The 23,736-nt window shown below is 60.8% G+C and carries 19 protein-coding genes and 2 tRNA genes; 4 read left to right on the top strand and 17 right to left on the bottom strand.

Annotated features, from left to right (window positions below; genetic code table 11):
* Positions 1-19: 19 nt before the first annotated feature.
* The 7 genes from dnaB to rnr all read right to left on the bottom strand — a co-directional run bounded on the left by dnaB (position 20) and on the right by rnr (position 7,332).
* Positions 20-1,417, bottom strand: coding sequence for a replicative DNA helicase (gene dnaB / locus QR290_RS04015; RefSeq protein ID WP_011332193.1), 1,398 nt, complete (start codon positions 1,415-1,417; stop codon positions 20-22).
* Between the two features lie 120 nt (positions 1,418-1,537).
* The gene (gene rplI, locus QR290_RS04010) at positions 1,538-1,984 is read right to left on the bottom strand and encodes a 50S ribosomal protein L9 (protein ID WP_003186385.1); all 447 of its coding nucleotides are present in this window, start codon (positions 1,982-1,984) and stop codon (positions 1,538-1,540) included.
* A 19-nt stretch (positions 1,985-2,003) separates the two neighbouring features.
* Positions 2,004-2,894: a hypothetical protein gene (locus QR290_RS04005; protein ID WP_289204369.1), complete on the bottom strand. Its 891-nt coding sequence runs from the start codon at positions 2,892-2,894 to the stop codon at positions 2,004-2,006.
* A 36-nt stretch (positions 2,895-2,930) separates the two neighbouring features.
* On the bottom strand, positions 2,931-3,161 hold the full coding sequence (rpsR, locus tag QR290_RS04000; RefSeq protein WP_002551829.1) for a 30S ribosomal protein S18: 231 nt from the start codon (positions 3,159-3,161) through the stop codon (positions 2,931-2,933).
* Between the two features lie 28 nt (positions 3,162-3,189).
* Positions 3,190-3,618 (bottom strand): 30S ribosomal protein S6, encoded by a 429-nt coding sequence (rpsF, locus tag QR290_RS03995; RefSeq protein WP_007950702.1) that lies wholly within the window; start codon positions 3,616-3,618, stop codon positions 3,190-3,192.
* Positions 3,619-3,937: 319 nt separating this feature from the next.
* Positions 3,938-4,705: a 23S rRNA (guanosine(2251)-2'-O)-methyltransferase RlmB gene (gene rlmB / locus QR290_RS03990; RefSeq protein WP_007950704.1), complete on the bottom strand. Its 768-nt coding sequence runs from the start codon at positions 4,703-4,705 to the stop codon at positions 3,938-3,940.
* Entirely contained in the window at positions 4,702-7,332 is a 2,631-nt protein-coding gene (gene rnr, locus QR290_RS03985) for a ribonuclease R (protein WP_289204368.1), read from the bottom strand. Before rnr ends, rlmB begins: the two co-directional genes overlap by 4 nt.
* A 225-nt stretch (positions 7,333-7,557) precedes the next feature.
* Between rnr and QR290_RS03980 the strand changes: the two genes are divergently transcribed.
* The 4 genes from QR290_RS03980 (at position 7,558) to QR290_RS03965 (ending at position 10,680) form a co-directional block, all read left to right on the top strand.
* Positions 7,558-7,644: transfer RNA gene (locus QR290_RS03980), tRNA-Leu, on the top strand.
* Between the two features lie 181 nt (positions 7,645-7,825).
* A tRNA-Leu gene (locus QR290_RS03975) sits at positions 7,826-7,912 on the top strand.
* A gap of 192 nt (positions 7,913-8,104) precedes the next feature.
* The gene (locus QR290_RS03970; RefSeq protein ID WP_115076350.1) at positions 8,105-9,115 is read left to right on the top strand and encodes an iron ABC transporter substrate-binding protein; all 1,011 of its coding nucleotides are present in this window, start codon (positions 8,105-8,107) and stop codon (positions 9,113-9,115) included.
* On the top strand, positions 9,115-10,680 hold the full coding sequence (locus QR290_RS03965; protein WP_115076349.1) for an ABC transporter permease: 1,566 nt from the start codon (positions 9,115-9,117) through the stop codon (positions 10,678-10,680). The genes QR290_RS03970 and QR290_RS03965 overlap by 1 nt, the downstream gene beginning before the upstream one ends.
* A 41-nt stretch (positions 10,681-10,721) precedes the next feature.
* Here QR290_RS03965 and QR290_RS03960 read toward each other — a convergent pair whose 3' ends face one another.
* From QR290_RS03960 to QR290_RS03915, 10 genes are all read right to left on the bottom strand, one after another.
* Positions 10,722-12,656 carry a methyl-accepting chemotaxis protein gene (locus tag QR290_RS03960; protein WP_115079885.1) on the bottom strand — a complete coding sequence of 645 codons (1,935 nt, stop codon included), beginning with the start codon at positions 12,654-12,656 and terminating at the stop codon, positions 10,722-10,724.
* Positions 12,657-12,796: 140 nt separating this feature from the next.
* Complete coding sequence (locus QR290_RS03955) at positions 12,797-14,086, bottom strand: adenylosuccinate synthase (protein ID WP_007950715.1); 1,290 nt, start codon at positions 14,084-14,086, stop codon at positions 12,797-12,799.
* A gap of 54 nt (positions 14,087-14,140) precedes the next feature.
* Complete coding sequence (locus tag QR290_RS03950) at positions 14,141-15,328, bottom strand: ATP phosphoribosyltransferase regulatory subunit (protein ID WP_007950716.1); 1,188 nt, start codon at positions 15,326-15,328, stop codon at positions 14,141-14,143.
* 313 nt (positions 15,329-15,641) lie between these two features.
* Complete coding sequence (gene hflC / locus QR290_RS03945; protein WP_007950723.1) at positions 15,642-16,511, bottom strand: protease modulator HflC; 870 nt, start codon at positions 16,509-16,511, stop codon at positions 15,642-15,644.
* Positions 16,511-17,680 carry an FtsH protease activity modulator HflK gene (gene hflK, locus QR290_RS03940; RefSeq protein ID WP_085685164.1) on the bottom strand — a complete coding sequence of 390 codons (1,170 nt, stop codon included), beginning with the start codon at positions 17,678-17,680 and terminating at the stop codon, positions 16,511-16,513. The genes hflC and hflK overlap by 1 nt, the downstream gene beginning before the upstream one ends.
* A 96-nt stretch (positions 17,681-17,776) precedes the next feature.
* Complete coding sequence (gene hflX / locus QR290_RS03935) at positions 17,777-19,078, bottom strand: ribosome rescue GTPase HflX (protein WP_064593103.1); 1,302 nt, start codon at positions 19,076-19,078, stop codon at positions 17,777-17,779.
* Between the two features lie 12 nt (positions 19,079-19,090).
* A complete protein-coding gene (hfq, locus tag QR290_RS03930; protein ID WP_007902656.1) occupies positions 19,091-19,351 on the bottom strand; it encodes an RNA chaperone Hfq in 261 nt (86 codons plus the stop codon).
* 93 nt (positions 19,352-19,444) lie between these two features.
* The gene (gene miaA / locus QR290_RS03925; RefSeq protein ID WP_115076347.1) at positions 19,445-20,416 is read right to left on the bottom strand and encodes a tRNA (adenosine(37)-N6)-dimethylallyltransferase MiaA; all 972 of its coding nucleotides are present in this window, start codon (positions 20,414-20,416) and stop codon (positions 19,445-19,447) included.
* Complete coding sequence (mutL, locus tag QR290_RS03920) at positions 20,416-22,323, bottom strand: DNA mismatch repair endonuclease MutL (protein WP_039766643.1); 1,908 nt, start codon at positions 22,321-22,323, stop codon at positions 20,416-20,418. Before mutL ends, miaA begins: the two co-directional genes overlap by 1 nt.
* Positions 22,320-23,705: an N-acetylmuramoyl-L-alanine amidase gene (locus QR290_RS03915; RefSeq protein WP_430736786.1), complete on the bottom strand. Its 1,386-nt coding sequence runs from the start codon at positions 23,703-23,705 to the stop codon at positions 22,320-22,322. Before QR290_RS03915 ends, mutL begins: the two co-directional genes overlap by 4 nt.
* Between the last annotated feature and the right edge of the window lie 31 nt (positions 23,706-23,736).

Below are 23,736 nucleotides of genomic sequence, written 5' to 3'. Positions count from 1 at the left end.
CTTTCAGATGACGACAGACTTACTCGTCGTCGTCGAAGTTATAACTGCCCGGCGCGAGGTTTTCGAAGCGCGTGTACTTGCCGATGAAGGCCAGGCGGATGAAGCCGATCGGGCCGTTCCGCTGCTTGCCGATGATGATTTCGGCGATGCCCTTGTGCTCGGTTTCCGGGTGATACACCTCGTCCCGGTACACGAACATGATCACGTCGGCGTCCTGCTCGATCGCTCCGGATTCCCGCAAGTCGGAGTTCACCGGACGCTTGTTGGGACGTTGTTCCAGGGAACGGTTGAGCTGCGAAAGGGCAACCACGGGGCAGTTGAATTCCTTGGCCAGGGCTTTCAGGGATCGGGAGATCTCGGAAATCTCGTTGGTCCGGTTGTCACCGCTGGAACCGGGGATCTGCATCAGTTGCAGGTAGTCAATCATGATCAGGCCGATGTCGCCGTGCTCGCGCACCAGGCGGCGGGTCCGGGCACGCATCTCCGACGGGCTGATGCCGGCGGTGTCGTCGATGAACAGCTTGCGATCGTTGAGCAGGTTGACCGCCGAGGTCAGGCGCGGCCAGTCGTCGTCTTCCAGCTGGCCGGAACGCACCTTGGTCTGGTCGATACGACCGAGGGACGACAGCATACGCATGATCAGCGATTCGCCTGGCATCTCAAGGGAGTACACCAGCACCACCTTGTCGCTGCGCAATACGGCGTTTTCCACCAGGTTCATCGCGAAGGTGGTCTTACCCATCGACGGACGGCCGGCGACGATGATCAAGTCGGCCGGTTGCAGACCGCTGGTCTTCTCGTCGAGGTCGGTGTAGCCGGTGGACAGGCCGGTGATCGAGTCGGCGGTATTGAACAGAGTGTCGATGCGGTCGATTGCCTTGGTCAACAGGTCATTCACACCCACCGGGCCGCCGGTTTTTGGCCGGGCCTCGGCAATTGCGAAGATCTGCCGCTCGGCTTCGTCGAGGATTTCCTCGGCGGTGCGACCTTCGGGGTTGAAGGCGCTGTCGGCAATTTCGGTGCTGATACCGATCAACTGACGCAACGTCGCACGCTGGCGGACGATCTGCGCATAGGCCTTGATGTTGGCGACGGACGGCGTATTTTTTGCCAGTTCACCGAGGTAACCGAGGCCGCCGACCTGCGAGGTCTGACCTTCCTTGTCCAGTTGCTCGGCAAGGGTCACGACGTCGATCGGCAAGTTCTGATCAGCCAGTTTGGCGATCGCACGGAAAATCAGACGGTGGTCATGTCGGTAGAAATCGCCGTCGGAGACTTGATCGAGCACGCGCTCCCAGGCGTTGTTGTCCAGCATCAGACCACCGAGCACGGCCTGTTCGGCCTCGATGGAATGCGGCGGCACCTTCAGCGCGGCGGTTTGCAGATCGTATTGCTCGGGAGCGGAGATTTCGTTCATGGCCACTTTTTAATCAGGAAAAGCAGGGAGTGCAGAAAAACAAAGGGCACGACCTGTAAACAGGATCGTGCCCGATGTTAACCGTCTGACGGACAAGCCGCCAGTCGATCAGGGTGTTGCTTAAGCTGCTACCACGACAACGCGTACGGTGGCTTCAACTTCGGCGTGCAGGTGCACAGCCACGTCGAATTCACCCACGTTGCGGATGGTGCCGTTCGGCAGACGAACTTCGCTTTTCGCAACTTCAACGCCGGAGGCGGTCAGTGCGTCAGCGATGTCGTGAGTACCGATCGAACCGAACAGCTTGCCTTCGTCGCCAGCGGTGGCAGTGATGGTCACTTCCAGCTCGGCCAGTTGGGCAGCACGGCTTTCAGCCGATGCTTTACGGTCTGCGGCGGCTTTTTCCAGCTCAGCACGACGCTCTTCGAACGCAGCCAGGTTGGCAGCGGTCGCAGCGGTGGCTTTGCCGAAAGGCAGCAGGTAGTTACGGCCGTAACCGGCCTTAACGTTTACTTTGTCGCCCAGGTTGCCCAGGTTGGCGATTTTTTCCAGAAGGATCAGTTGCATGTGGAAATCCTCTTAACTTTTAACCTTCACCGTTCGCGTTATCGGTGTCTTTCGACACCCGACCGCGAAAATCAATCAGGCTGTCGACAATGGCCAGAACCACGAGCAACGGATAGATCAGCTGCATGAACAGCAACAGCGTCACGTACAACCCCACCAGCCAGAAACCGGCCAGTCGCCTTTGCGCCACCAGCCCGTGCATCAGGGCCAGCCCGGCGAACACCAGCGGTACACTGCACAACGGCGTCAACATGGCCATCTGTGCACCGAGATTCGGGCCCAGAAGCATCAACGCCAGCAGTAACATCGCCGGCCCCAGCGGGATCCGGATGGCGCGAAACTCGCGACCAAAACCACCCGGGTTGTACAACAACGCCTGCCAGTAACGCCCGACAATCAGGCTCAGCACGCTGACGATCTGCAACAAGGCCGCAATCAGGCCGGTCAGGACCGGTGCGATCAGCGACGCGAAACGCGCCTGCTCGTCTACCGACAAATGTTGGTAGGCATCACCGAGAAGCGCGGGCATGACCTTTATCAAGGCCTGCGCCAGCATCTCGATCTGGGGCGCAAACGCCGCCCCGAGCACCACTGAAAACACCAGTCCCATGGCTACGCTGACCAGCAGCGTACGGACCCAGGACTCGCTTGCGCGCAACACCAGCGCAAGCCCCGAAGACCCCAGCAGCACGAGAAGTGCCCGTGGGTCATCGGCATACAACCACCAGATCAATGCCGGCAGCAGTCCCAGCGACACGACGCCCAGGGCGTCGGTCAATCCGCGCCGCAGAAGCACCAGGCTTCCGGCGGCAGCACCCAACCAATACAACAACGGCAATGTTGCACACCCGGCCACTACGAGAGTGGCCTGCATACGGCCGCGCATGATGAACTCAGCTAAGGCACGCATGCATTCAATCCTTTGCTACTTGTCGACTGCCCGGTCTCAGCGGCCGTGGCTGTCGGTGTAGGCCAGCAGGGCCAGGAAGCGGGCGCGCTTGATAGCGGTGGCCAGCTGACGCTGATAACGAGCTTTGGTACCGGTGATGCGGCTTGGAACGATTTTGCCGGTCTCGGATACGTAGGCTTTCAGAGTGTTGAGATCTTTGTAATCGATCTCCTTCACGTCTTCAGCGGTGAAGCGGCAGAATTTACGACGACGGAAGAAACGTGCCATTTGATAGGCTCCTTAAAAGGTCCGTGGATTACTCGTCAGCGTTATCGCTGTTGTCGCTGTCGCTATCGCTGTCATCGCCATCGGCGCTGCCATCGTGCTCAGGACGTTCGCGACGCTCACGGCGCTCACTGCGGTTTTCTTCAGCCTTGAGCATCTCGGACTGGCCGGTAACGGCTTCGTCGCGACGGATGACCAGGTTACGGATCACAGCATCGTTGTAGCGGAAGTTGTCTTCCAGCTCGGCCAGGGCCTTGCCGGTGCACTCAACGTTCAGCATCACGTAGTGAGCCTTGTGAACATTGTTGATTGCGTAGGCCAGTTGACGACGGCCCCAGTCTTCCAGACGGTGGATTTTGCCGCCGTCTTCTTCGATCAGCTTGGTGTAACGCTCAACCATGCCGCCGACTTGCTCGCTCTGGTCAGGGTGGACCAGAAAGATGATTTCGTAATGACGCATGAATGCTCCTTACGGGTTGTAGCCTGCCGCTCAAAAACGGTCAGACAAGGAGTGAATGACACTTATGGACTTGCTGGCGCGGGGCACATGCATGCCTGCCGCCACAGCAAGGGGCGCAATTGTAGAGAAGGGACTGAAGAGGTGCAAGGCAATTGGTGATTATTTGAACAGTTCGTTCACATCACCGATCAGCACTATTGCGCAGAACCAATGTGGGAGCGGGCTTGCTCGCGAATGCGGCATCACATCCAGCATTTTTGCTGAGTGACACACCGCGTTCGCGAGCAAGCCCGCTCCCACATTTGAATCGCCGTGAGGCTTAAGCCTTCTTGGCAGCCGCCTTGGCCTTGGCGCCACGCTGGCGCTGGGCCTCGAACAGGCACACGCCAGTTGCCACCGACACGTTGAGACTACTGACGCTACCGGCCATCGGCAGGTGCACCAGGTAGTCGCAATGCTCGCGGGTCAGGCGACGCATGCCTTTGCCTTCGGCGCCCATGATCAGGATGGTCGGGCCGGTCAGGTCCTGGTCATAGATGCTGACCTCGGCCTCACCCGCAGTGCCGACAATCCACAACCCGCGCTGCTGAAGCTTTTCCAGGGTGCGCGCAAGGTTGGTGACGGCCACCAGCGGAATCACTTCCGCCGCGCCGCAAGCCACTTTACGCACCACAGGGGTCAGGGTGGCTGACTTGTCTTTTGGCACGATGACCGCCAGCGCACCGGCAGCATCCGCCGAACGCAGGCAGGCGCCGAGGTTGTGCGGGTCGGTCACGCCATCGAGCACCAGCAACAGCGGCGCGCCTTCGGTGCGATCAAGCAGTTCGTCGAGCATCGCTTCGCCCCAGACCTGGCTCGGGCTGACGTCCGCCACCACGCCCTGATGCACGCCTTCGACCCAGGCGTCCATTTCGCGGCGCTCGGCCTGACCGATCTGAACCCGGTTTTCGTTGGCCAGCTCGATCAACGTCTGCACGCGCGGATCGTTGCGGCTTTCGGCCAGCCAGATCTGCTTGACGCGTTTAGGGTGGTGACGCAGCAACGCTTCTACCGCGTGAACGCCGTAGATTTTTTCCAACTGACTCATGACTTCGCCTTCGGTTTACGCGCCCCGCCACTTTTGGCTGGAGCGGAACCCGCTTTTGGCGGGCCTTTACGGTGTTTGCTCGGTTTGGCTGGCTTGCCGCCGGAGGCCTTTTCAGGCGCCGACCGTCCGGTCTTTCCCCCGGACGCCGCTTTACCACCGTTTTTGGCGTCGGCCAGCAAAGCCTTCTTCATTTCACGGCTTTTGCGCAGTTCGGCGTTTTTCGCCACGGCATCGCTCGGACGATAAGCCTCGACGGCTTTTTCCTTGGCCGGGCGACGACTGGCGGACTTTGCCGGAGCCTTCTCTTCCACAACCTTCGCTGCAGGAGCGGTCGTCTCGGTGCCACGCTTCTTGCGGCCAATCGGCGCGCTGATGGTTTTTTCAGCCATCTCGAAGTCGATCTTGCGCTCGTCGAGATCGACGCGCATGACACGCACTTCAACGGTATCGCCAAGGCGGAAGCTGCGACCGGTGCGCTCGCCCGCCAAGCGGTGGTGCACAGGGTCGAAGTGGTAGTAGTCGCCCGGCAGTGCGGTGACGTGCACCAGACCTTCGACGTAAATATCGGTCAGCTCGACGAACAGGCCGAAACCGGTCACGGCGGTGATCACGCCCGGGAACGATTCGCCCACGCGGTCTTTCATGAACTCGCACTTGAGCCAGTTCACTACGTCGCGGGTCGCTTCGTCGGCACGGCGCTCGCTCATCGAGCACTGCTCGCCGAGCTGCTCCAGCGCTGCTTCGTCGTACGGATAGATGCGCGCCTTCGGAATGGTCATCGCACCGGCACGGCGAACGTGCGGGGTGTCCTGTTTCGAATGGATCACGCTGCGGATCGCCCGGTGCGTGAGCAGGTCCGGGTAACGACGGATCGGCGAAGTGAAGTGGGTATAGGCTTCGTAATTCAGACCGAAGTGGCCTTCGTTCTGGGCGCTGTACACCGCCTGGCTCAACGAGCGCAGCATCACGGTCTGGATCAGATGGAAATCCGGGCGGTCCTTGATGCTGGCCAACAGGGCCTGATAGTCCTTCGGCGACGGACCATCCTTGCCTTTGTGCAGGGACAGACCGAGCTCACCGAGGAACGCGCGCAGTTTTTCCAGACGCTCCGGTGGCGGGCCGTCGTGAACACGGTACAGCGCAGGGATTTCGTGCTTTTTCAGGAATTCGGCGGTGGCCACGTTGGCCGCCAGCATGCATTCCTCGATCAGCTTGTGCGCGTCGTTACGGGTGGTCGGACGGATTTCGGCAATCTTGCGCTCGGAACCGAAGATGATTCGGGTTTCCTGCGTTTCGAAATCGATCGCGCCACGCACATGGCGGGCAGCCAGCAATACCTTGTACAGCGCGTAGAGCTGCTTGAGGTGCGGCAAGACGTCGGTGTATTCACCGCGCAACTTGCGCCCTTCGGTGGCTTTCGGCGTTTCCAGCATCGCGCTGACCTTGTTGTAGGTCAGACGGGCGTGGGAGTGGATCACCGCCTCATAGAAGCAGTAGTCGGTCATTTCGCCGGACTTGGAGATGGTCATCTCGCAAACCATGGCCAGACGATCAACGTGCGGATTCAACGAGCACAGGCCGTTGGAAAGCTGTTCCGGCAGCATCGGCACCACGCGCTCGGGGAAGTACACCGAGTTGCCACGGACCTGAGCTTCGTTGTCCAGAGCCGAACCGATCTTCACGTAGCTGGAAACGTCGGCAATCGCCACGTACAACTTCCAGCCGCCGGAGAACAGGCGCAGTTTGCCGGGTCTGGCTTCGCAGTAGACCGCATCGTCGAAGTCGCGGGCATCTTCGCCGTCGATGGTGACGAACGGCAAATGGCGCAGGTCGACGCGTTTCTCTTTGTCTTTCTCTTCGACTTCCGGCTTGAGCTTGCCGGCTTCTTTCAGAACGGCTTCAGGCCAGACGTGCGGAATGTCGTAGGTGCGCAGGGCGACATCGATTTCCATGCCCGGCGCCATGTAGTTGCCGACGACTTCGATCACATCGCCTTGCGGCTGGAAGCGCGGAGTCGGCCAGTGGGTGATTTTCACCTCGACGAACTGACCGATCTGAGCGTTGGCGTTGCGACCCGGGGTGACCAGCACTTCCTGCTGGATCTTCGGGTTGTCCGCGACGACGAAGCCGATACCGCCTTCTTCGAAGTAACGGCCGACGATGCTTTCGTGGGCACGGGACACCACTTCGACGATCACGCCTTCGCGACGACCGCGACGGTCCAGGCCGGAAACACGGGCCAGCGCCCGGTCACCATCGAACACCAGACGCATTTGCGCCGGGCTCATGAACAGGTCATCGGAGCCGTCATCCGGCACCAGGAAGCCGAAGCCGTCACGGTGACCGCTGATGCGGCCGAGGATCAGGTCGAGCTTGTCCACCGGCGCATAAGTGCCACGGCGGGTGTAGATCAGTTGAGCGTCGCGCTCCATGGCGCGCAGGCGGCGGCGCAGGGCTTCGATCTGGTCTTCTGTGGTCAGACCAAACTCTTCGACCAGTTGCTCGCGGGCAGCAGGCGAACCCCGATCAGCAAGGTGCTGAAGGATCAGTTCGCGGCTGGGAATAGGGTTTTCATATTTTTCCGCTTCACGAGCGGCCTCGGGATCGAGGGACTGCCAATCGGCCATTAGAGAGTTTTCACCTTGTCTATATGCGGGTTAGTTTGGCATAGGCGCCATCAAACGGGAAATTTCCGACTATATAAGGCGCGTCTGGAGCCTTGTATCGACGCCTGGAGGGCGTTTTGAACACCGCTGGTAAAAAAAACCATTTTTTTTGCTGGCAGGGGTTTACAGTTAAAAAGGCGCTCCGTATAGTGCGCGCCATCGACGACGTACACACGTTGACGAGATGCCCAGGTGGTGAAATTGGTAGACACGCCAGCTTCAGGTGCTGGTGACCTTACGGTCGTGGAAGTTCGAGTCTTCTCCTGGGCACCAATTTCGAGTTTGAGACTAGATCAGTTTCAAGACTCACACAAAAACCCGCGAAAGCGGGTTTTTTGCATTCTGCGCCCCGGATTTTTCTGAAATTGATTTATTAAAATCAAATCAGGGGTTTACAGATCAAAAGGCGCTCCGTATAGTGCGCCACATCAACAGCGGCAACGCTGAAGATGAAGCCCAGATGGTGAAATTGGTAGACACGCCAGCTTCAGGTGCTGGTGACCTTACGGTCGTGGAAGTTCGAGTCTTCTTCTGGGCACCAATTCAAATTCAAGGTCACGATCTTGAATCTCACAAAAACCCGCGAAAGCGGGTTTTTGCGTTTCCGGGGTCTGGAAAAATCTGAGCCCCAACGCCTACCAGACCCACCTCCTCCCCGCAAGGCGCACTTGAGAAACAATATCGTTTATCATTGTTGCAAGTTTTTGCAATGCGACAGTGAGGAACCCTGCGAATGATGTTTCGAAATACCCTGCGCCGCGGCTTGACCTTCACCCTGCTCGGCCTGGCACTCGCCACTCCCCTCACCCAGGCTGCCGACGCGGTTTCCCTGACTCTCTACAACGGTCAACACAAGGAAGTCGGCGACGCCATCGCCAAAGCCTTCGAAGCCAAGACCGGCATTCACGTCAATGTACGCAAAGGCAGCAGCAATCAGCTGGCCAGCCAGATCATCGAAGAAGGCGACCGCTCCCCCGCCGACGTCATCTACACCGAAGAATCCCCGCCGCTGAACAACCTCGGCGAGCAAGGCCTGCTGGCCAAGGCCGATGACGAGACCCTGGCCGTTCTGCCGAAAGAATACGTCGCCGGCAACGGCACCTGGATCGGCGTCACCGCCCGGGTTCGCGTGGTCGCGTTCAACCCGAAACTGGTCGATGAAAAAGACCTTCCGAAATCCGTGTTGGATTTCGCCGACCCGCAGTGGCAAGGCAAGGTCGGTTTCGTACCGACCAGCGGTGCGTTCCAGGAACAGGCCGTGGCCATTATCAAGAAACACGGTCGCGACGCCGCCGAAGAATGGCTGACCGGCCTGCGCGCCTTCGGCAAGACCTACAGCAACAACATGGTCGCCCTCAAGGCAGTGGAAAACGGCGAAGTCGCCACCGTGCTGGTGAACAACTACTACTGGTTCGCCCTGCAGCGGGAGAAAGGCCAGCTTGATTCGAAACTGCATTACTTCACCGGCGGTGACGTTGGCGGCCTGATCACCGTTTCCAGCGCAGCCGTGCTGAAATCCAGCAAACATCCAAAAGAAGCCCAGCAATTCCTCGCCTACATGGCCAGCGAAGAAGGCCAGCGCGTGATCACCCAGACCACCGCCGAATACCCGCTGCACAAAGGGATGGAATCGGATCGCGGCCTCAAGCCATTCAGTGAACTGGAAGCGCCGGACGTCACGCCGGCCGATCTCGGTAACGCCGAAGAAGCGCTGGATCTGGAACGCGAAGTTGGCCTGAACTGATGACCGCATCGTTATCCGCCCCCGCTACGCGCGGGGGTTACGTGCCACGGCGCAAGCGGCCGTCGATCTGGCTGGTGCTGCCGGTGTTGTTGCTGGTGGTCATGAGCCTGTTGCCGCTGGCCTACGTCGGGCTCAAAGCCTGGCAGGCCGGCTGGTCCGAGGCGCTGCACTTGCTGTGGCGCCCGTATGTGTTCGGCCTGCTGCGCAATACGCTGGCGCTGATGGTTGGCGTAACCGTGACCTGTGGCGTGATCGGCCTGTCGCTGGCGTGGCTGCTGGAGCGTAGCAATCTGCCGGGCCGACGGCTGTGGGGCGTGATTCTTTGCCTGCCGTTCGCAGTCCCGGCATTCGTCAGCAGCTTTACCTGGGTTTCGCTCAGCGCGCAGTTCGAAGGGCTCGGCGGGGCAATCCTGGTGATGAGCCTGTCGAAGTATCCGCTGATCTTTCTGCCGGTGGCCGCCACGCTGCGCAATCTTGATCCGTCCCTTGAAGAGTCGGCTCGCACCCTGGGCCAGAATCGCTGGGGCGTGTTTTTCCGTGTCACCCTGCCCCTGCTCTGGCCTTCGCTGCTGGCCGGCTCGTTGCTGATCGCATTGCACATGCTCGTGGAATTCGGCGCGCTGTCGATCATTGGCCTGCAAACCTTCACCACCGCGATCTATCAGCAATTCGAACTGGAATTCAGCAATGCCAACGCGGCGATGCTGTCGGCAGTATTGCTGGCGCTGTGCTTGATGCTGTTGTGGCTGGAGCTGCGTGTTCGCGGCAAGGGCCGTCATGTGCGCACCGGCCAGGGCGCGGCGCGGCGGGCTGAACAAGTGCGACTCGGGCCGTGGGCAGTCGCGGGTCAGCTGTATTGCCTGATACTCGCGATTGCCGGCAGCGGGATTCCACTGGGCATGCTGGCTTACTGGCTCGCCGTGGGATCGTCAGCAGCCTTTCCGGTTGCTGCGATCACTGAAGCTTTGCTGTCGTCGCTGGCGCTATCGCTGGGTGGCGCGGGATTGTGTCTGGTGCTGGCAGTGCCGGTCGGGTTGCTGGTAGTGCGCTACAAAGGCCAACTGGCGATCTGGGCCGAGCGCCTGCCCTATCTGCTGCACGCCCTGCCGGGATTGGTGATCGCATTGACGCTGGTGTATTTCGCCCTGCATTACGTGCCGGCGCTGTACCAGACCTCCGCGCTATTGCTGATCGCTTATGCGCTGCTGTTTCTACCGCTGGCTCAGGCGCCGATCCGCACGGCGCTGAACAAGGCCGCACCGCAACTCGAAGAAGCCGCCCGCACGCTGGGCGCCTCTTCGTTCACGGCGTTCTGCCGAGTGACTCTGCCGATCATCTTCCCGGCATTGGGCGCAGCGTTTGCGCTGGTGTTTCTGGATGCCATGAAGGAACTGACGGCGACGTTGCTGCTGAGCCCGACCGGGCTCAACACATTGGCGACCGAAGTCTGGGCGCACACCGCGAACGTAGAGTTCGCAGCCGCTGCGCCTTATGCGGCGTTGCTGATTGTGGTGTCGGGATTGCCCGTCTACCTGCTGACGACCCGGATGTATTTGAGCCGATAAAAAAATCGCAGCCGAAGCTGCGATTTTTTTTGCCTGTCACATCAAGCCCGGAACTGCCCCAGACTGGCCTTGAGCTGCGCCGCCAGACTATCCAGCACCTTGCCGCTGGCCGTAGTTTCCACCACCGCCTGAGCGGCTTTCTCGGCCTGGGCATGAATCGTCTCGACCCGCCCACGCACGGCCTGCGCGCCCTGGGCCTGATGCGCCGCCGCCTGAGTCGCCAGACCAATCGCCGCATGCACCTGCTCGACCGATGCCTGCACCGACTGCTGCAACCGCGCGCTGTCACGCAGCACCAGCAAACCTTCGCTGGCCTGACGCCCGGCCTGACCGATCGCCTCGACCGCTTCACGGGCGCCCTGCTGCAACGCAACGATGTGCGCCTGAATATCGCCGGTGGAGCTTTGGGTCTTGCTCGCCAACGCGCGGACTTCATCCGCCACCACTGCAAACCCGCGACCGGTCTCGCCGGCACGGGCCGCTTCGATGGCCGCGTTGAGCGCCAGCAGGTTGGTCTGCTCGGCGATGCCGTGAATCACAGTCAGCACCACTTCGATCTGCTCGCTCTGCTGCGCCAGCCGCTCGATGACTTTCGCCCCGGTATCGACCTGCCCCGCCAGCGCCTCTATCAGGCTGCCAACCTTCGCCGAGGTGCGAGTGTTCTCGTCGGTGGCCTGGCGAATATCCACCACCTGCTTCAACGCTGCCTGCATCGCATGGCTTTCCGATTGCGCCTCATCAGCCATTTGCGACAACGCCCGCAGACTTTCGGCGACTTCATCACGCTGCATTCCGGCCGCCGCATCGGCACCGGCATTGCGCAAGGTCATGGCGCCGATTTCCACACCGGTACGCTGAGCCACATCCCCGGCCTCGCGCACGATCGGCTGCAACTTGTCCACAAAGCGGTTGACCGCCGAAGCCATGTCGCCGATTTCGTCCTTGCTGTTGATCTGCACACGCTTGGTCAGATCGCCCTCGCCTGCTGCCAGATCATCCATGGCGGCGTTGAGCATTTTCAGGCGATTGACCACTCGATGACCGAGCACCACCGCCAGCAGCAACAGCACGCCGGCACCGACCAGCGCCAGGCCCATGCCGATGCGCCAACGCAAGGTTGCGGCAGCGTCCTGCACGGTACTGGTGGTGTTGGCCTTCATCTCGGCAGCCGTGGACTGCGCCGATTGCAGGCGCGCACGCATGGCGGTGGCACTGTCGGCAGCGGCGCCCTTGAGGCTGTCGCCGACCAATTGATCACTGCTGGCAATCAACGCCGCGAAGCGCTGATCGAGTGCCGCCAGATCGGTTTCAACCGAGGCGGTCGAGACGCCCATCAGCACCTTGCCGATTTCCACGCCATTGGGGTTGATCGAAGCTTCGAGGTAGTAGACCGACGGATCGTTCTTCGCTGCATCCAGCACCTTGTCCAGCGCCCGTTCGCCCTGGCCTTTTTCCAAAAGGGCCTTGTTGATCGGGTTTTCGCGGTTGAGGTAGCGAGTCAGATGCTGGCCGGTGGCGTCGTCATACACCACGAACAGCACGTTGGGATTGCGCTGGGCCCGGCGAGCGAATTCGGACAGGGTCGGCACGTCGCTGTCCCACATGGCACGAGGCGCCACCGAGGCCAGCAACTGGGCCATGTCATTGGCCGAATCCTTCAGGTCTTTTTCCAGAGTCGCACGCAGCTGCGCCTGCTCTTCCTTCAGACGCGAGGAAAGACCGGCGGTAAGACGCTGACGGGTACTTGAGGAGAGGTTGTCGAGGCTCGACGTGACTTCACGCCCGGCCTGCTCCAGTTCACCGGACAACTTCTGGCTATCGGCGCCCAGGCGAGTGCCGAGATCGGCTTCCAGCGCAGTGACGGTGCTCCGCGTCAGGGCGACGGCCACCAGCACTTGCACCAAAAGGGCGATACCAAGGGTAACGAACACGGGCCGCAACAAACGGCTTTGTAACAGTGAGAGAACGGCTGACACTTTGAATCCCTCTACTTCTGACGCCATTAATTTGATGGCACTCTTGTAGACAGAATCACAGCAAAGGTCATGCCGTCCAACAGGCATAAACGACAAAGGCCCCGATGAAGGGGCCTTTGTGTTTTTACATCAATGACTTATCAAGCGAACGGATGACGCAGAACGATGGTTTCGTTGCGGTCCGGGCCTGTCGAAATAATGTCGATCGGCGCGCCGATCAGCTCTTCAACGCGCTTGATGTAGGCACGAGCGTTAGCCGGCAGCTCTTCCAGGGTCTTGGCGCCCACGGTCGATTCGGTCCAGCCCGGCACTTCTTCGTACACAGGCTGCAGGCCTACGTAGCTGTCAGCGTCAGTCGGAGCAACGGCATTGCCTTGCGCGTCCTTGTAGCCGGTGCAGATGTTGATGGTTTCCAGACCGTCGAGTACGTCCAGCTTGGTCAGGCAGATGCCCGAGATGCTGTTCACATCGATAGCGCGACGCAGGATAACGGCGTCGAACCAGCCGCAACGACGGGCACGGCCGGTGGTAGCGCCGAACTCATGACCTTGCTTGGCCAGGTGCGCACCGACTTCGTCGAACAGCTCAGTCGGGAATGGACCCGAACCCACGCGAGTGGTGTAAGCCTTAGTGATGCCCAGGATGTAGTCCAGGAACATCGGGCCAACGCCCGAACCGGTCGCCACGCCACCCGCGGTGGTGTTGGAGCTGGTCACGTACGGGTAGGTGCCGTGGTCGATGTCGAGCAGCGAACCCTGGGCGCCTTCGAACATGATGTCTTTGCCGGCGCGACGCAGGTCGTGCAGCTCGGCAGTCACGTCCAGCATCAGCGGCTTGAGCAGCTCGGCGTATTCCTTGCACTCGGCCAGAGTCTTTTCGTACTCGATGGCAGGCTCTTTGTAGTAACCGACCAGCATGAAGTTGTGGTAGTCCACCAGTTCACGCAGCTTGTCTTCAAAGCGCGGCATGTTGAGCAGGTCGCCAACACGCAGGCCGCGACGTGCAACCTTGTCTTCGTAAGCCGGGCCGATGCCGCGACCGGTCGTACCGATCTTCAGCTCGCCACGGGCCTTTTCACGGGCCTGGTCCAGCGCCACGTGGAAGGACAGGATCAGCGGGCAGGAAGGGCTGATGCGCAGGCGCTCGCGCACCGGTACGCCTTTCTCTTCCAGCTTGGTGATCTCGCGCAGCAGGGCGTCAGGTGCAACCACCACGCCGTTGCCGATCAGGCACTGCACGCCTTCGCGCAGCACGCCCGACGGGATCAGGTGCAAGACGGTTTTTTCACCGTCGATCACCAGAGTGTGACCGGCGTTGTGGCCACCCTGGTAGCGCACTACGGCGGCAGCATGTTCGGTCAGCAGATCAACGATCTTGCCTTTGCCCTCATCACCCCACTGGGTGCCCAGGACTACGACATTCTTACCCATAACACTTGTCCTCATTCGCGCAAACTTGGTGCCGGCGTCAGCCGGCAGGAAAACTCAAGAAGCCAGTGGCGATACTTGCCAAAGCCCGTTCTGCTGGATCAATTGCCGGTCGCAGTCCGCATCACGGGCGGCGGCCAAAGGTTGTCCAGGCAACGCCTGAACGACACGCTGACCCTCACTGCGCAACTGGCAAACCTGCTGCCAGAGTGCCGCATCCGTACTGTCAGGCATCCAGATACCGCCAGACGGTAGCTCGATCTCAGCACGCCCCAGGGTCACCAGGGTTTTCAAATCGGTGGAGAAGCCGGTGGCCGGACGGGCGCGACCGAAGTCGGCGCCGATGTCGTCGTAGCGACCGCCCTGGGCGATGGACTGGCCAACACCCGGCACGAACACCGCGAACACCACACCGGTGTGGTAGTGATAACCGCGCAGCTCGCCCAGGTCGAAGTACAGCGGCAGCTCCGGGAAGCGCACCGACAGACGCTCGGCGATCGCCAGCAAATCTTCCAGCGCCGCCAGTACCGGGGCCGGCGCATTGGCCAGACGCTCGCGGGCAGCGGTCAGTACTTCACGGCCGCCACACAGGTCGACCAGCGCACGCAGCATGCCGGACAGATCGGCCGGCAGGCCTTCGGTCAGGGTAATGACCTCGTCGATGGCCTTGCGTTGCAATGCATCGAACAGCTGCTGCTCGACTTCACCCGACAGACCGGCCGCCTGGGCCAGACCGCGGTAGATGCCAACGTGGCCCAGGTCCATGTGCACATCCGGCACGTCGGCCAGTTGCAGCATGGCCAGCATCAGGCTGATGACTTCGACATCGCTGCTCGGGCTGGCATCGCCGTACAACTCGGCGCCCAACTGGATCGGGCTGCGCGAGGACGACAAGGCACGCGGCTGGGCATGCAGCACACTGCCGGCGTAGCACAAACGGCTCGGGCCTTCGCGACGCAGGGTGTGCGCATCGATGCGTGCCACTTGCGGCGTGATGTCGGCACGAAAACCCATCTGCCGGCCCGATTGCGGGTCGATGACCTTGAAGGTACGCAGATCCAGGTCCTGGCCCGCGCCGGTCAGCAGGGATTCCAGGTACTCGATATGGGGAGTCACGACAAACTCGTAACCCCAGCTCTGGAACAGATCCAACACCTGACGACGCGCGACTTCAATGCGCGCCGCTTCCGGTGGCAGTACTTCTTCGATGCCATCTGGCAGCAGCCAGCGGTCTACCGTTGCCATTACGCCATTCCCCTTAGATCCGGGCGGCCAGCCCGAGGGCGAGCCTTGAGTGAAGCAGAAAATGACCGGCCCGTTCAAAACGCACGCGCATGAACGACGCGGCGAAAGGCCTGTTACCGGCTTCGCCCATCACTTTCCTCGAAAAACTGTCGGGCCATTCAACCCGATCTTCTGCAACAAAAACAGCAATCAAACGTGCAGACGCAAAAAAGCCGGGAATTTCCCGGCTGCCGCATCATACACACGTTTTCCCAAAGGATCACCCCGCCCGAGGTTTTAGCCGCCGGGCGGAATGATTCAGGTCAACGTCGTATCAAGGCTTGGACTTTTCCAGGTAACGGAAGAAGTCGCTGCTTGGGTCGAGGACCAGGACGTCGGATTTGTTCGCGAAGCTTTCACGGTAGGCACGCAGGCTACGGTAGAAACCGTAGAATTCCTGATCCTGGCCGTAGGCCTTGGAGTAGATCGCAGCGGCCTGGGCGTCGCCGTCACCGCGAATCTCTTCGGATTCACGATAGGCTTCAGCCAGCAGCACGCGGCGTTGACGATCGGCGTCGGCACGGATGCCTTCGGCCAGCTCGTTACCCTTGGCGCGGTGCTCGCGAGCTTCACGCTCACGCTCGGTGCTCATACGTTCGAACACGCTGCGGTTCACTTCTTTCGGCAGATCGATGGCCTTGACCCGGACATCGACGACTTCGATACCCAGCTCTTTTTCCGCCATCTTGTTCAGCGACGCCGTGATGTCAGCCATCAGCGCATCGCGCTCACCGGACACCACTTCGTGCAGGGTGCGCTTACCGAACTGGTCACGCAGCCCCGACTCCAGACGACGGGACAGACGCTCGTCGGCAATCTGCTTGAGGCCGGAAGTCGCGGTGTAGAAGCGCTCGGCATCTTTCACGCGCCACTTGGCGTAGGCATCGACCATCACGGCTTTCTTTTCCAGCGTCAGGAAGCGCTGTGTCGGTGCATCCAGCGTCATCAGACGTGCGTCGAATTTACGCACCTGGTTAACGTAAGGAACCTTCACATGCAGACCCGGCTGAACGTCAGCCTGAACCACGCGACCGAATTGCAGCAACACCGCGCGCTCGGTCTGAGCGACGATGTAGAAGCAGTTCCAGCCAACCAGTACCACGACAACGCCAACGATCAGGGCGATCAGCGATTTATTGCTCATCAGCGGGTCTCCCTTGTACGCGACTGCGGCAGGTCAGTGACATGCGGCGTGACGTCCGTGTTGTTGCTGGCAGCAGCCGAACCGGTGACCGGCGCATTGCTGCCCGAACTGTTCTGAATCATCTTGTCCAGCGGCAGGTAAAGCAGGTTGCTCTGGCCGTTCTTGTTGCCGGTCACGAGTACCTTGCTGGTGCTGCTGAAGACTTCCTGCATGGTGTCCAGGTACAGACGCTGACGAGTGACCTCGGGCGCCTTGCGATACTCGGCGACCAGTTTGGTGAAGCGATCCGCCTCACCCTTGGCGCGCGAGACCGTTTCGTCACGGTAACCGTTGGCATCTTCAAGGATACGCTGGGCCTGACCACGGGCTTCCGGCACCACGCCGTTGGCGTAGGTTTCAGCCTGGTTGCGCGAACGCTGCTCGTCTTCTCGGGCGCGGATCACGTCATCGAAGGCTTCCTGCACTTCACGCGGTGCCGCTGCGCTCTGTACGTTGACCTGGGTGACGGTGATACCGGTGCGATAGGTATCGAGGAAACGTTGCAGACGCTCCTTGATCTCGCTGGCCATCAGCTCACGACCTTCGGTCAGCACCTGGTCCATCGCGGTGGAACCCACCACATGGCGCAGCGCACTGTCGGTCGCATGTTGCAGGCTGATTTCCGGCTGATCGACGTTCAGCACGAAGTCCTGCAGATTGCTGATCTTGTACTGCACGGTCAGCGGCACTTCGACGATGTTCTCGTCTTCGGTCAGCATCTGGCCCTGCTTGGTGTAGGCACGCTCACGCGTGACGTTCTCCATGTACTTCTTGTCGATCGGCGGGAAGTAGATGTTCAGGCCGGGACCGACAGTCTCGTAGTACTTGCCGAAGCGCAGCACCACGGCTTGCTCCTGCTCGTCCACGACGTACACCGCGCTGTACAGCCAGACAGCTGCCAGCACGACAAGGCCGATGCCGAGCAGGCCGCCGAAGCCGCCGCTCTTGCCCGAGCCACCACCGTCATCACCGCGTTTTTTTCCACCACCGAACAACCCGTTCAGGCTTTCCTGCAGCTTTCGGAAGGCCTCGTCGAGATCCGGCGGCCCCTTGCGGTCGCCGTTGTTGCGACGCTTGCCACCCCAAGGATCCTGATTGTTCGAGTTGCCACCCGGCTCATTCCAAGCCATAGCGCTCTCCATCTGATAAAGCAAAGACGCACCCACGGCGCGCCGACCAATGCTACAGAATGCCTGCCGTTGCGGCACAACCGCTTTGCCAGGCTTTTATTGCAAAGTGTGTTGCTCGATGAACTCCGTCGGCACAACGCCTTCACGACTGACCAGTCGATTGAGCTCCGAGCGTGGCAATCGAACGGCCAGCAAGCTGACCCCTTCTTCGTCGTGTTCTTCTTTCTGTACCGCGCCCAGTTCGAAGAACTGTGCACGCAGACGCGCGAACCGCTGAGGCAGGCGCAAGGTTCCCACGAACAGGTCGCTGCCCAACAACTCGGCAATCGCCTGCTCGAGCAATTCCAGACCGGTGCCATCACGCGCCGACAGCCAGACCCGCTGGGGCTTGCCGTTTTCATCGCGCTGGATTTGTGGCTCAACGCCTTCAAGCAAATCGAGTTTGTTATAGACCTCGAGGATCGGCAAGTCCTGGGCACCGATCTCGCCCAGCACCACCATCACCTGTTCAATCTGCAACATGCGATCCGGTTCGGCCGCATCGATCACGTGCAACAGCAGGTCGGAGTTGCTCGACTCTTCGAGCGTAGACCGAAATGCCTCGACCAGTTTGTGCGGCAAGTGGCGGATGAAACCCACGGTGTCGGCCAGGACAATCGGCCCCAGGTCGTCCAGATCCAGACGGCGCAGGGTCGGGTCGAGCGTGGCGAACAGCTGGTCAGCCGCGTACACGTCGGACTTGGTCACGTTATTGAACAGTGTGGATTTACCGGCGTTGGTGTATCCCACCAGAGACACGGTAGGGATATCCGCACGCGAGCGGCCGCGACGCGACTGTTCGCGCTGGCTGCGCACTTTTTCCAGCCGGCCCTTGATCTGGCGCAGGCGAACCCGCAGCAGTCGACGGTCGGTTTCGAGCTGGGTTTCACCCGGGCCGCGCATGCCGATACCGCCACCTTGACGCTCAAGGTGAGTCCAGCCGCGAACCAGCCGGGTACTCATGTGGTCAAGCTGGGCCAGTTCGACCTGGAGCTTGCCCTCATGGGTACGGGCGCGTTGGGCGAAAATATCGAGAATCAGACCGGTACGGTCGATCACGCGACACTCGAAAACACGTTCGAGGTTACGTTCCTGACTGGGCGTAAGGGTGTGATTGAAGATCACCAGATCGGCTTCTTCGGCGTGGACCAGGTCGCGCAGTTCCTCGACCTTGCCGCTGCCAATCAGGTATTTGGCGGTTGGCCGATGACGCGGCACGTTAAAAAACGCAACGGTCTCGGCGCCAGCCGAATTTGCCAGTTCCTGAAACTCCTGCGGATCTTCGCGCGCCTCAGGGTCCTGTCCATCCAAGTGAACGAGGATGACTCGTTCACCACCACCGTGGCGCTCAAAGAACAAAGGAGACTCCTATCAGGCGTTACCTGGCTCAGCGTCACCTGCTTCGGATTCGGTTGCGCTTGGCAGACGAATTGGACGAACCGGCACGACTGTAGAGATAGCGTGTTTGTAAACCATCTGGCTGACGGTGTTCTTCAGCAGGATAACGAACTGGTCGAACGACTCGATCGTGCCTTGCAGTTTGATCCCGTTCACCAGGTAGATGGAAACCCCCACTTTCTCTTTACGTAAAGTATTCAAGTAAGGGTCTTGTAGCGAATGCCCTTTTGACATGTGCCGCACTCCTTTAAGGATTCAATATAAAAAATAGGTAAACAGATGGCTTTTGCCGCCACACCCCCAAGGATAGACGGCAATTGCAAGGACTCAGCTCAATATGGAGATCGTCCCAAGGTATTTCAAGGCGCGTGGCAGATTGTCGCAATCCAGACTGTCGAGCCAGTGTAAATCTTTCCAGCTGCGCAGCCAGGTGAACTGGCGTTTGGCCAATTGGCGCGTGGCGATGATGCCCCGCTCCTGCATCTCGGCCGACGTCAGCTTGCCATCCAGATATTCCCAGACCTGGCGGTAGCCTACCGCACGTATAGACGGCAACCCGGCATGCAGGTCACTTCTATTACGCAGGGCTACGACCTCGTCGATGAATCCCTGTTCCAGCATATTTGTGAATCTTTGTTTAATGCGCTCGTGCAATACCTGACGATTAGTTGGAGCAATCGCCAGGTTCGCGACAGTATAGGGCAATTGTTGCAGTCCCGATGCGACCGCTTCGGTACTTTGTACAGATTGTTTCAGCCGCAGTTCAGTCATGCTCTGACCACTGACCCGGTAAACTTCCAGCGCACGACTCAGTCGTTGCGGATCGTTCGGATGGATGCGTGCCGCCGACTCCGGATCGATTGCCGCCAGTTGATCGTGCAGGGCATGCCAGCCAAGGCGTGCAGCCTCTTCTTCGATCTGCGCGCGAACCTCTGGATCGGCCGCCGGCATGTCCGCCAGACCTTCGATCAAAGCCTTGTAATAGAGCATCGTGCCGCCCACCAGCAGCGGAATTTTTCCGCGTGCGGTGATTTCGGCCATGGCCTCCAGCGCATCGCGACGGAAATCCGCTGCCGAATAGGCTTCGGCCGGGTCGAGAATGTCGATCAGACGGTGGGGAAACTCTGCGAGCAGTTCTTTGGACGGCTTGGCGGTACCAATATCCATTCCGCGATAGACCAGCGCCGAATCGACACTGATCAGCTCGCACGGCAGCACCTTGGTCAGCTCGATGGCCAGGTCGGTCTTGCCCGCAGCGGTCGGGCCCATCAGGAAAATCGCTGGAGGAAGCTGGCTCATCAACGACCGCGCAGGAACAGTTTGTCCAGATCGTCCAGGCCCAATTGGGTCCAAGTCGGTCGGCCATGGTTGCATTGCCCGCTGCGCTCGGTGTTTTCCATATCACGCAGCAGGCCGTTCATTTCCGGCAGGGCCAGGCGGCGGTTGGCGCGGATTGCGCCGTGGCAGGCCATGGTGCCGAGCAATTCATTCAGATGCGCCTGGATCCGGTCGCTGGTGCCGTATTCCATGAGATCCGACAGCACATCGCCCACCAGACGGTTGGCTTCGGCCTGCTTGAGCAGGGCCGGGATCTGCCGGATGGCCAGGGTTTCCGGGCCAAGGCGCTGCAATTCAAAACCGAGGCGCTGGAACCATGCCGCATGCTCTTCGGCGCAATCGGCCTCGCGCTGACTGACTGCCAGCGACTCCGGCACCAGCAACGGCTGACCGCTCAGGCCTTCGCTGGCCATGGCGATCTTCAGTCGCTCATACATGATCCGCTCGTGAGCGGCATGCATGTCCACCAAAACCAGGCCTTGGGCATTCTCGGACAGAATATAGATGCCCTTGAGCTGCGCCAGCGCGTAGCCCAGCGGCGGAATGTCTTCCTGACCGGCTGGCAGCGCGTTGGCGTTGGCCTCGGGCAGCGGCGCAAAAAACTCGCGGTACGCGGCCTGAGCTTCGGCAACCGGCACGGTCGATTGCGGACGCGGCGTGTATTGATACTGATAAGCGCCGCCAGCGCTGGCACCCGACGAGGTATTGAACGCCGGTTGCGCCTGCGGTTGCTCCAGCAGCGCATTGGCCGCCAGACGCATTTCGCCCTGCGGCCCGAACTCACCGGCTTCAAGGCCGGTTGGCCGGACGATCGCGGTAGTAACCGAACCGGCAAGCTGATCTTCCGGCCGCACATCGCCGAGGGCGCGGTGCAAGGTGCCATACAGGAAGTCATGCACCATGCGCCCGTCGCGGAAGCGCACTTCGTGCTTGGTCGGGTGCACGTTGACGTCGACCGCTGCCGGATCGACTTCGAAAAACAGTGCGAACGTCGGATGCCGACCGTTGAACAGCACATCGCGATAAGCCTGACGCACCGCGTGTGCCACCAGTTTGTCGCGCACCGCACGGCCGTTGACGAAGAAATACTGCAAGTCCGCCTGACTGCGGTTGAAGGTCGGCAGACCGACCCAGCCCCACAAGTGCAGGCCATTGCGCTCGATTTCGATCGGCAGCGCCTGCTCAAGGAAACCCGAACCGCAGATCGCCGCCACACGCCGGGCACGGGCCGCATCATCATGGGCTTCGTGCAGACTGAGGATGGTCTTGCCGTTGTGACGCAAATGGAACGCCACGTCGAAACGTGCCAAGGCCAGACGCTTGATCACTTCTTGCAGGTGATCGAATTCGGTTTTTTCGGTCTTGAGAAATTTGCGTCGCGCCGGGGTGTTGAAGAACAGGTCACGGACTTCCACCGAGGTGCCGACCGGGTGCGCCGCTGGCTGCACGCGAGGTGCCATGTCGCGGCCTTCGGTCTCGACCTGCCAGGCCTGATCGGCATCGCGGGTGCGCGAGGTCAGGGTCAGGCGTGCCACGGAGCTGATCGACGCCAGCGCCTCGCCCCGGAAGCCCAGGCTCATCACCTGCTCGAGGTCTTCCAGGTTGCGGATCTTGCTGGTGGCGTGACGGGCCAGGGCCAGCGGCAGGTCATCGGCGGAAATGCCGCTGCCATCGTCGCGCACCCGCAGCAGCTTGACGCCGCCCTGTTCGACATCGACGTCGATGCGTTTGGCGCCAGAGTCGAGGCTGTTTTCCAGCAACTCCTTGATCACCGAGGCCGGGCGTTCGACCACCTCACCGGCGGCAATCTGGTTCGCCAGCCGCGGGCTGAGCAGTTCGATGCGGGCAGCGTTCAGGACCTGATTCATTCTTTGGACGCCAGTTCAGTGCCGGGAATGGTCAGGTGCTGGCCGACTTTCAGATCATCGCTTTTCAGATTGTTGGCACTGCGCAGCGTGGCCGGCGAGATCTGATACCGCACGGCAATCATCGCCACGGTCTCACCCGGGCCGACCCGGTGATCACGCGGCCCCTGAGCGATCTTGCCCGAATCACGCAGCCAGGCGATGTATGTGCCCGGTGGCGGATTCTGCTGGAAGAACTGGCGCACGCCGCTGCTGATCGAGCGCGCCAGCGCCTGCTGGTGGCTCGCGGCCGAAAGCTTGTTCGCTTCGTTGGCGTTGGAAATGAAGCCGGTCTCAACCAGGATCGACGGAATGTCCGGCGACTTCAGAACCATGAACCCGGCCTGCTCCACGCGCTGTTTATGCAGCGGGGTAACCCGACCAATGTTGGTCAGGACTTTCTGGCCGACGTTGAGGCTGGAGGTCAGCGAGGCGGTCATCGACAGGTCGAGCAGAACGCCGGCCAGCATGCGGTCCTTGTCGTCGAGGCTGACGTTGCCGGCACCGCCGATCAGGTCGGAACGGTTTTCGCTGTCGGCCAGCCAACGGGCGGTTTCCGAGGTGGCGCCACGGTCGGACAGGGCGAACACCGACGCACCGAACGCGGCCGCAGACGGCGCGGCGTCGGCGTGGATCGAGACGAACAGGTCGGCGCCTTTCTTGCGGGCAATTTCGGTACGGCCGCGCAGCGGAATGAAGTAGTCGCCGGTACGGGTCAGCTCGGCGCGAAAGCCTTTCATGCCGTTGACCTGACGCTGCAGCTCGCGTGCGATCTGCAGCACCACGTCTTTCTCGCGCTGACCGCGCGAGCCCGATGCACCCGGGTCTTCGCCACCGTGACCGGCGTCGATGACCACGATGATGTCGCGCTTGCCGGCCGGGGCCGGTGGCAGCTTGATCGCAGGCTCGGCCGGGGTGACCGGCACCGCCGGAACGGTCGCAACCGTTGGAGTCGACGAAGGCGCAGGAGGCGGAGCGGCGTCAGCCGGGTTGTCGAACAGGTCGACCACCAGACGGTTGCCGTACTGCGCATTCGGCGCCAGCGAGAAGCTTTTCGGGGTGACGGCTTTTTTCAGGTCGATGACCACCCGCAGGTCGGTCGGCGTGCGTTGGGCCGAGCGCATGGCGGTAATCGGCGTGTTGGCGGTCTGCACGTTCAGCGGCGCGCCCAGAGTGGCGCCGTTGATATCGATCACCAGACGATCCGGCGCGGTCAGCGTAAAGACGCTGTGCTGCACCGGGCCTGTCAGGTCGAACACCAGTCGCGTGTTGTCCGGCGCCCGCCACAGGCGCACGCTGTTGACCTTCGTGTCGGCCACAGCGTTGACGGTTACTGCCATCAACATCAGTCCAGCGGCAGCCACCAACGCGCGAAAG

Source organism: Pseudomonas fluorescens, assembly GCF_030344995.1.
Classification (GTDB): domain Bacteria; phylum Pseudomonadota; class Gammaproteobacteria; order Pseudomonadales; family Pseudomonadaceae; genus Aquipseudomonas; species Aquipseudomonas fluorescens_BF.
This window is presented reverse-complemented; position numbering and strand designations above follow the sequence as displayed.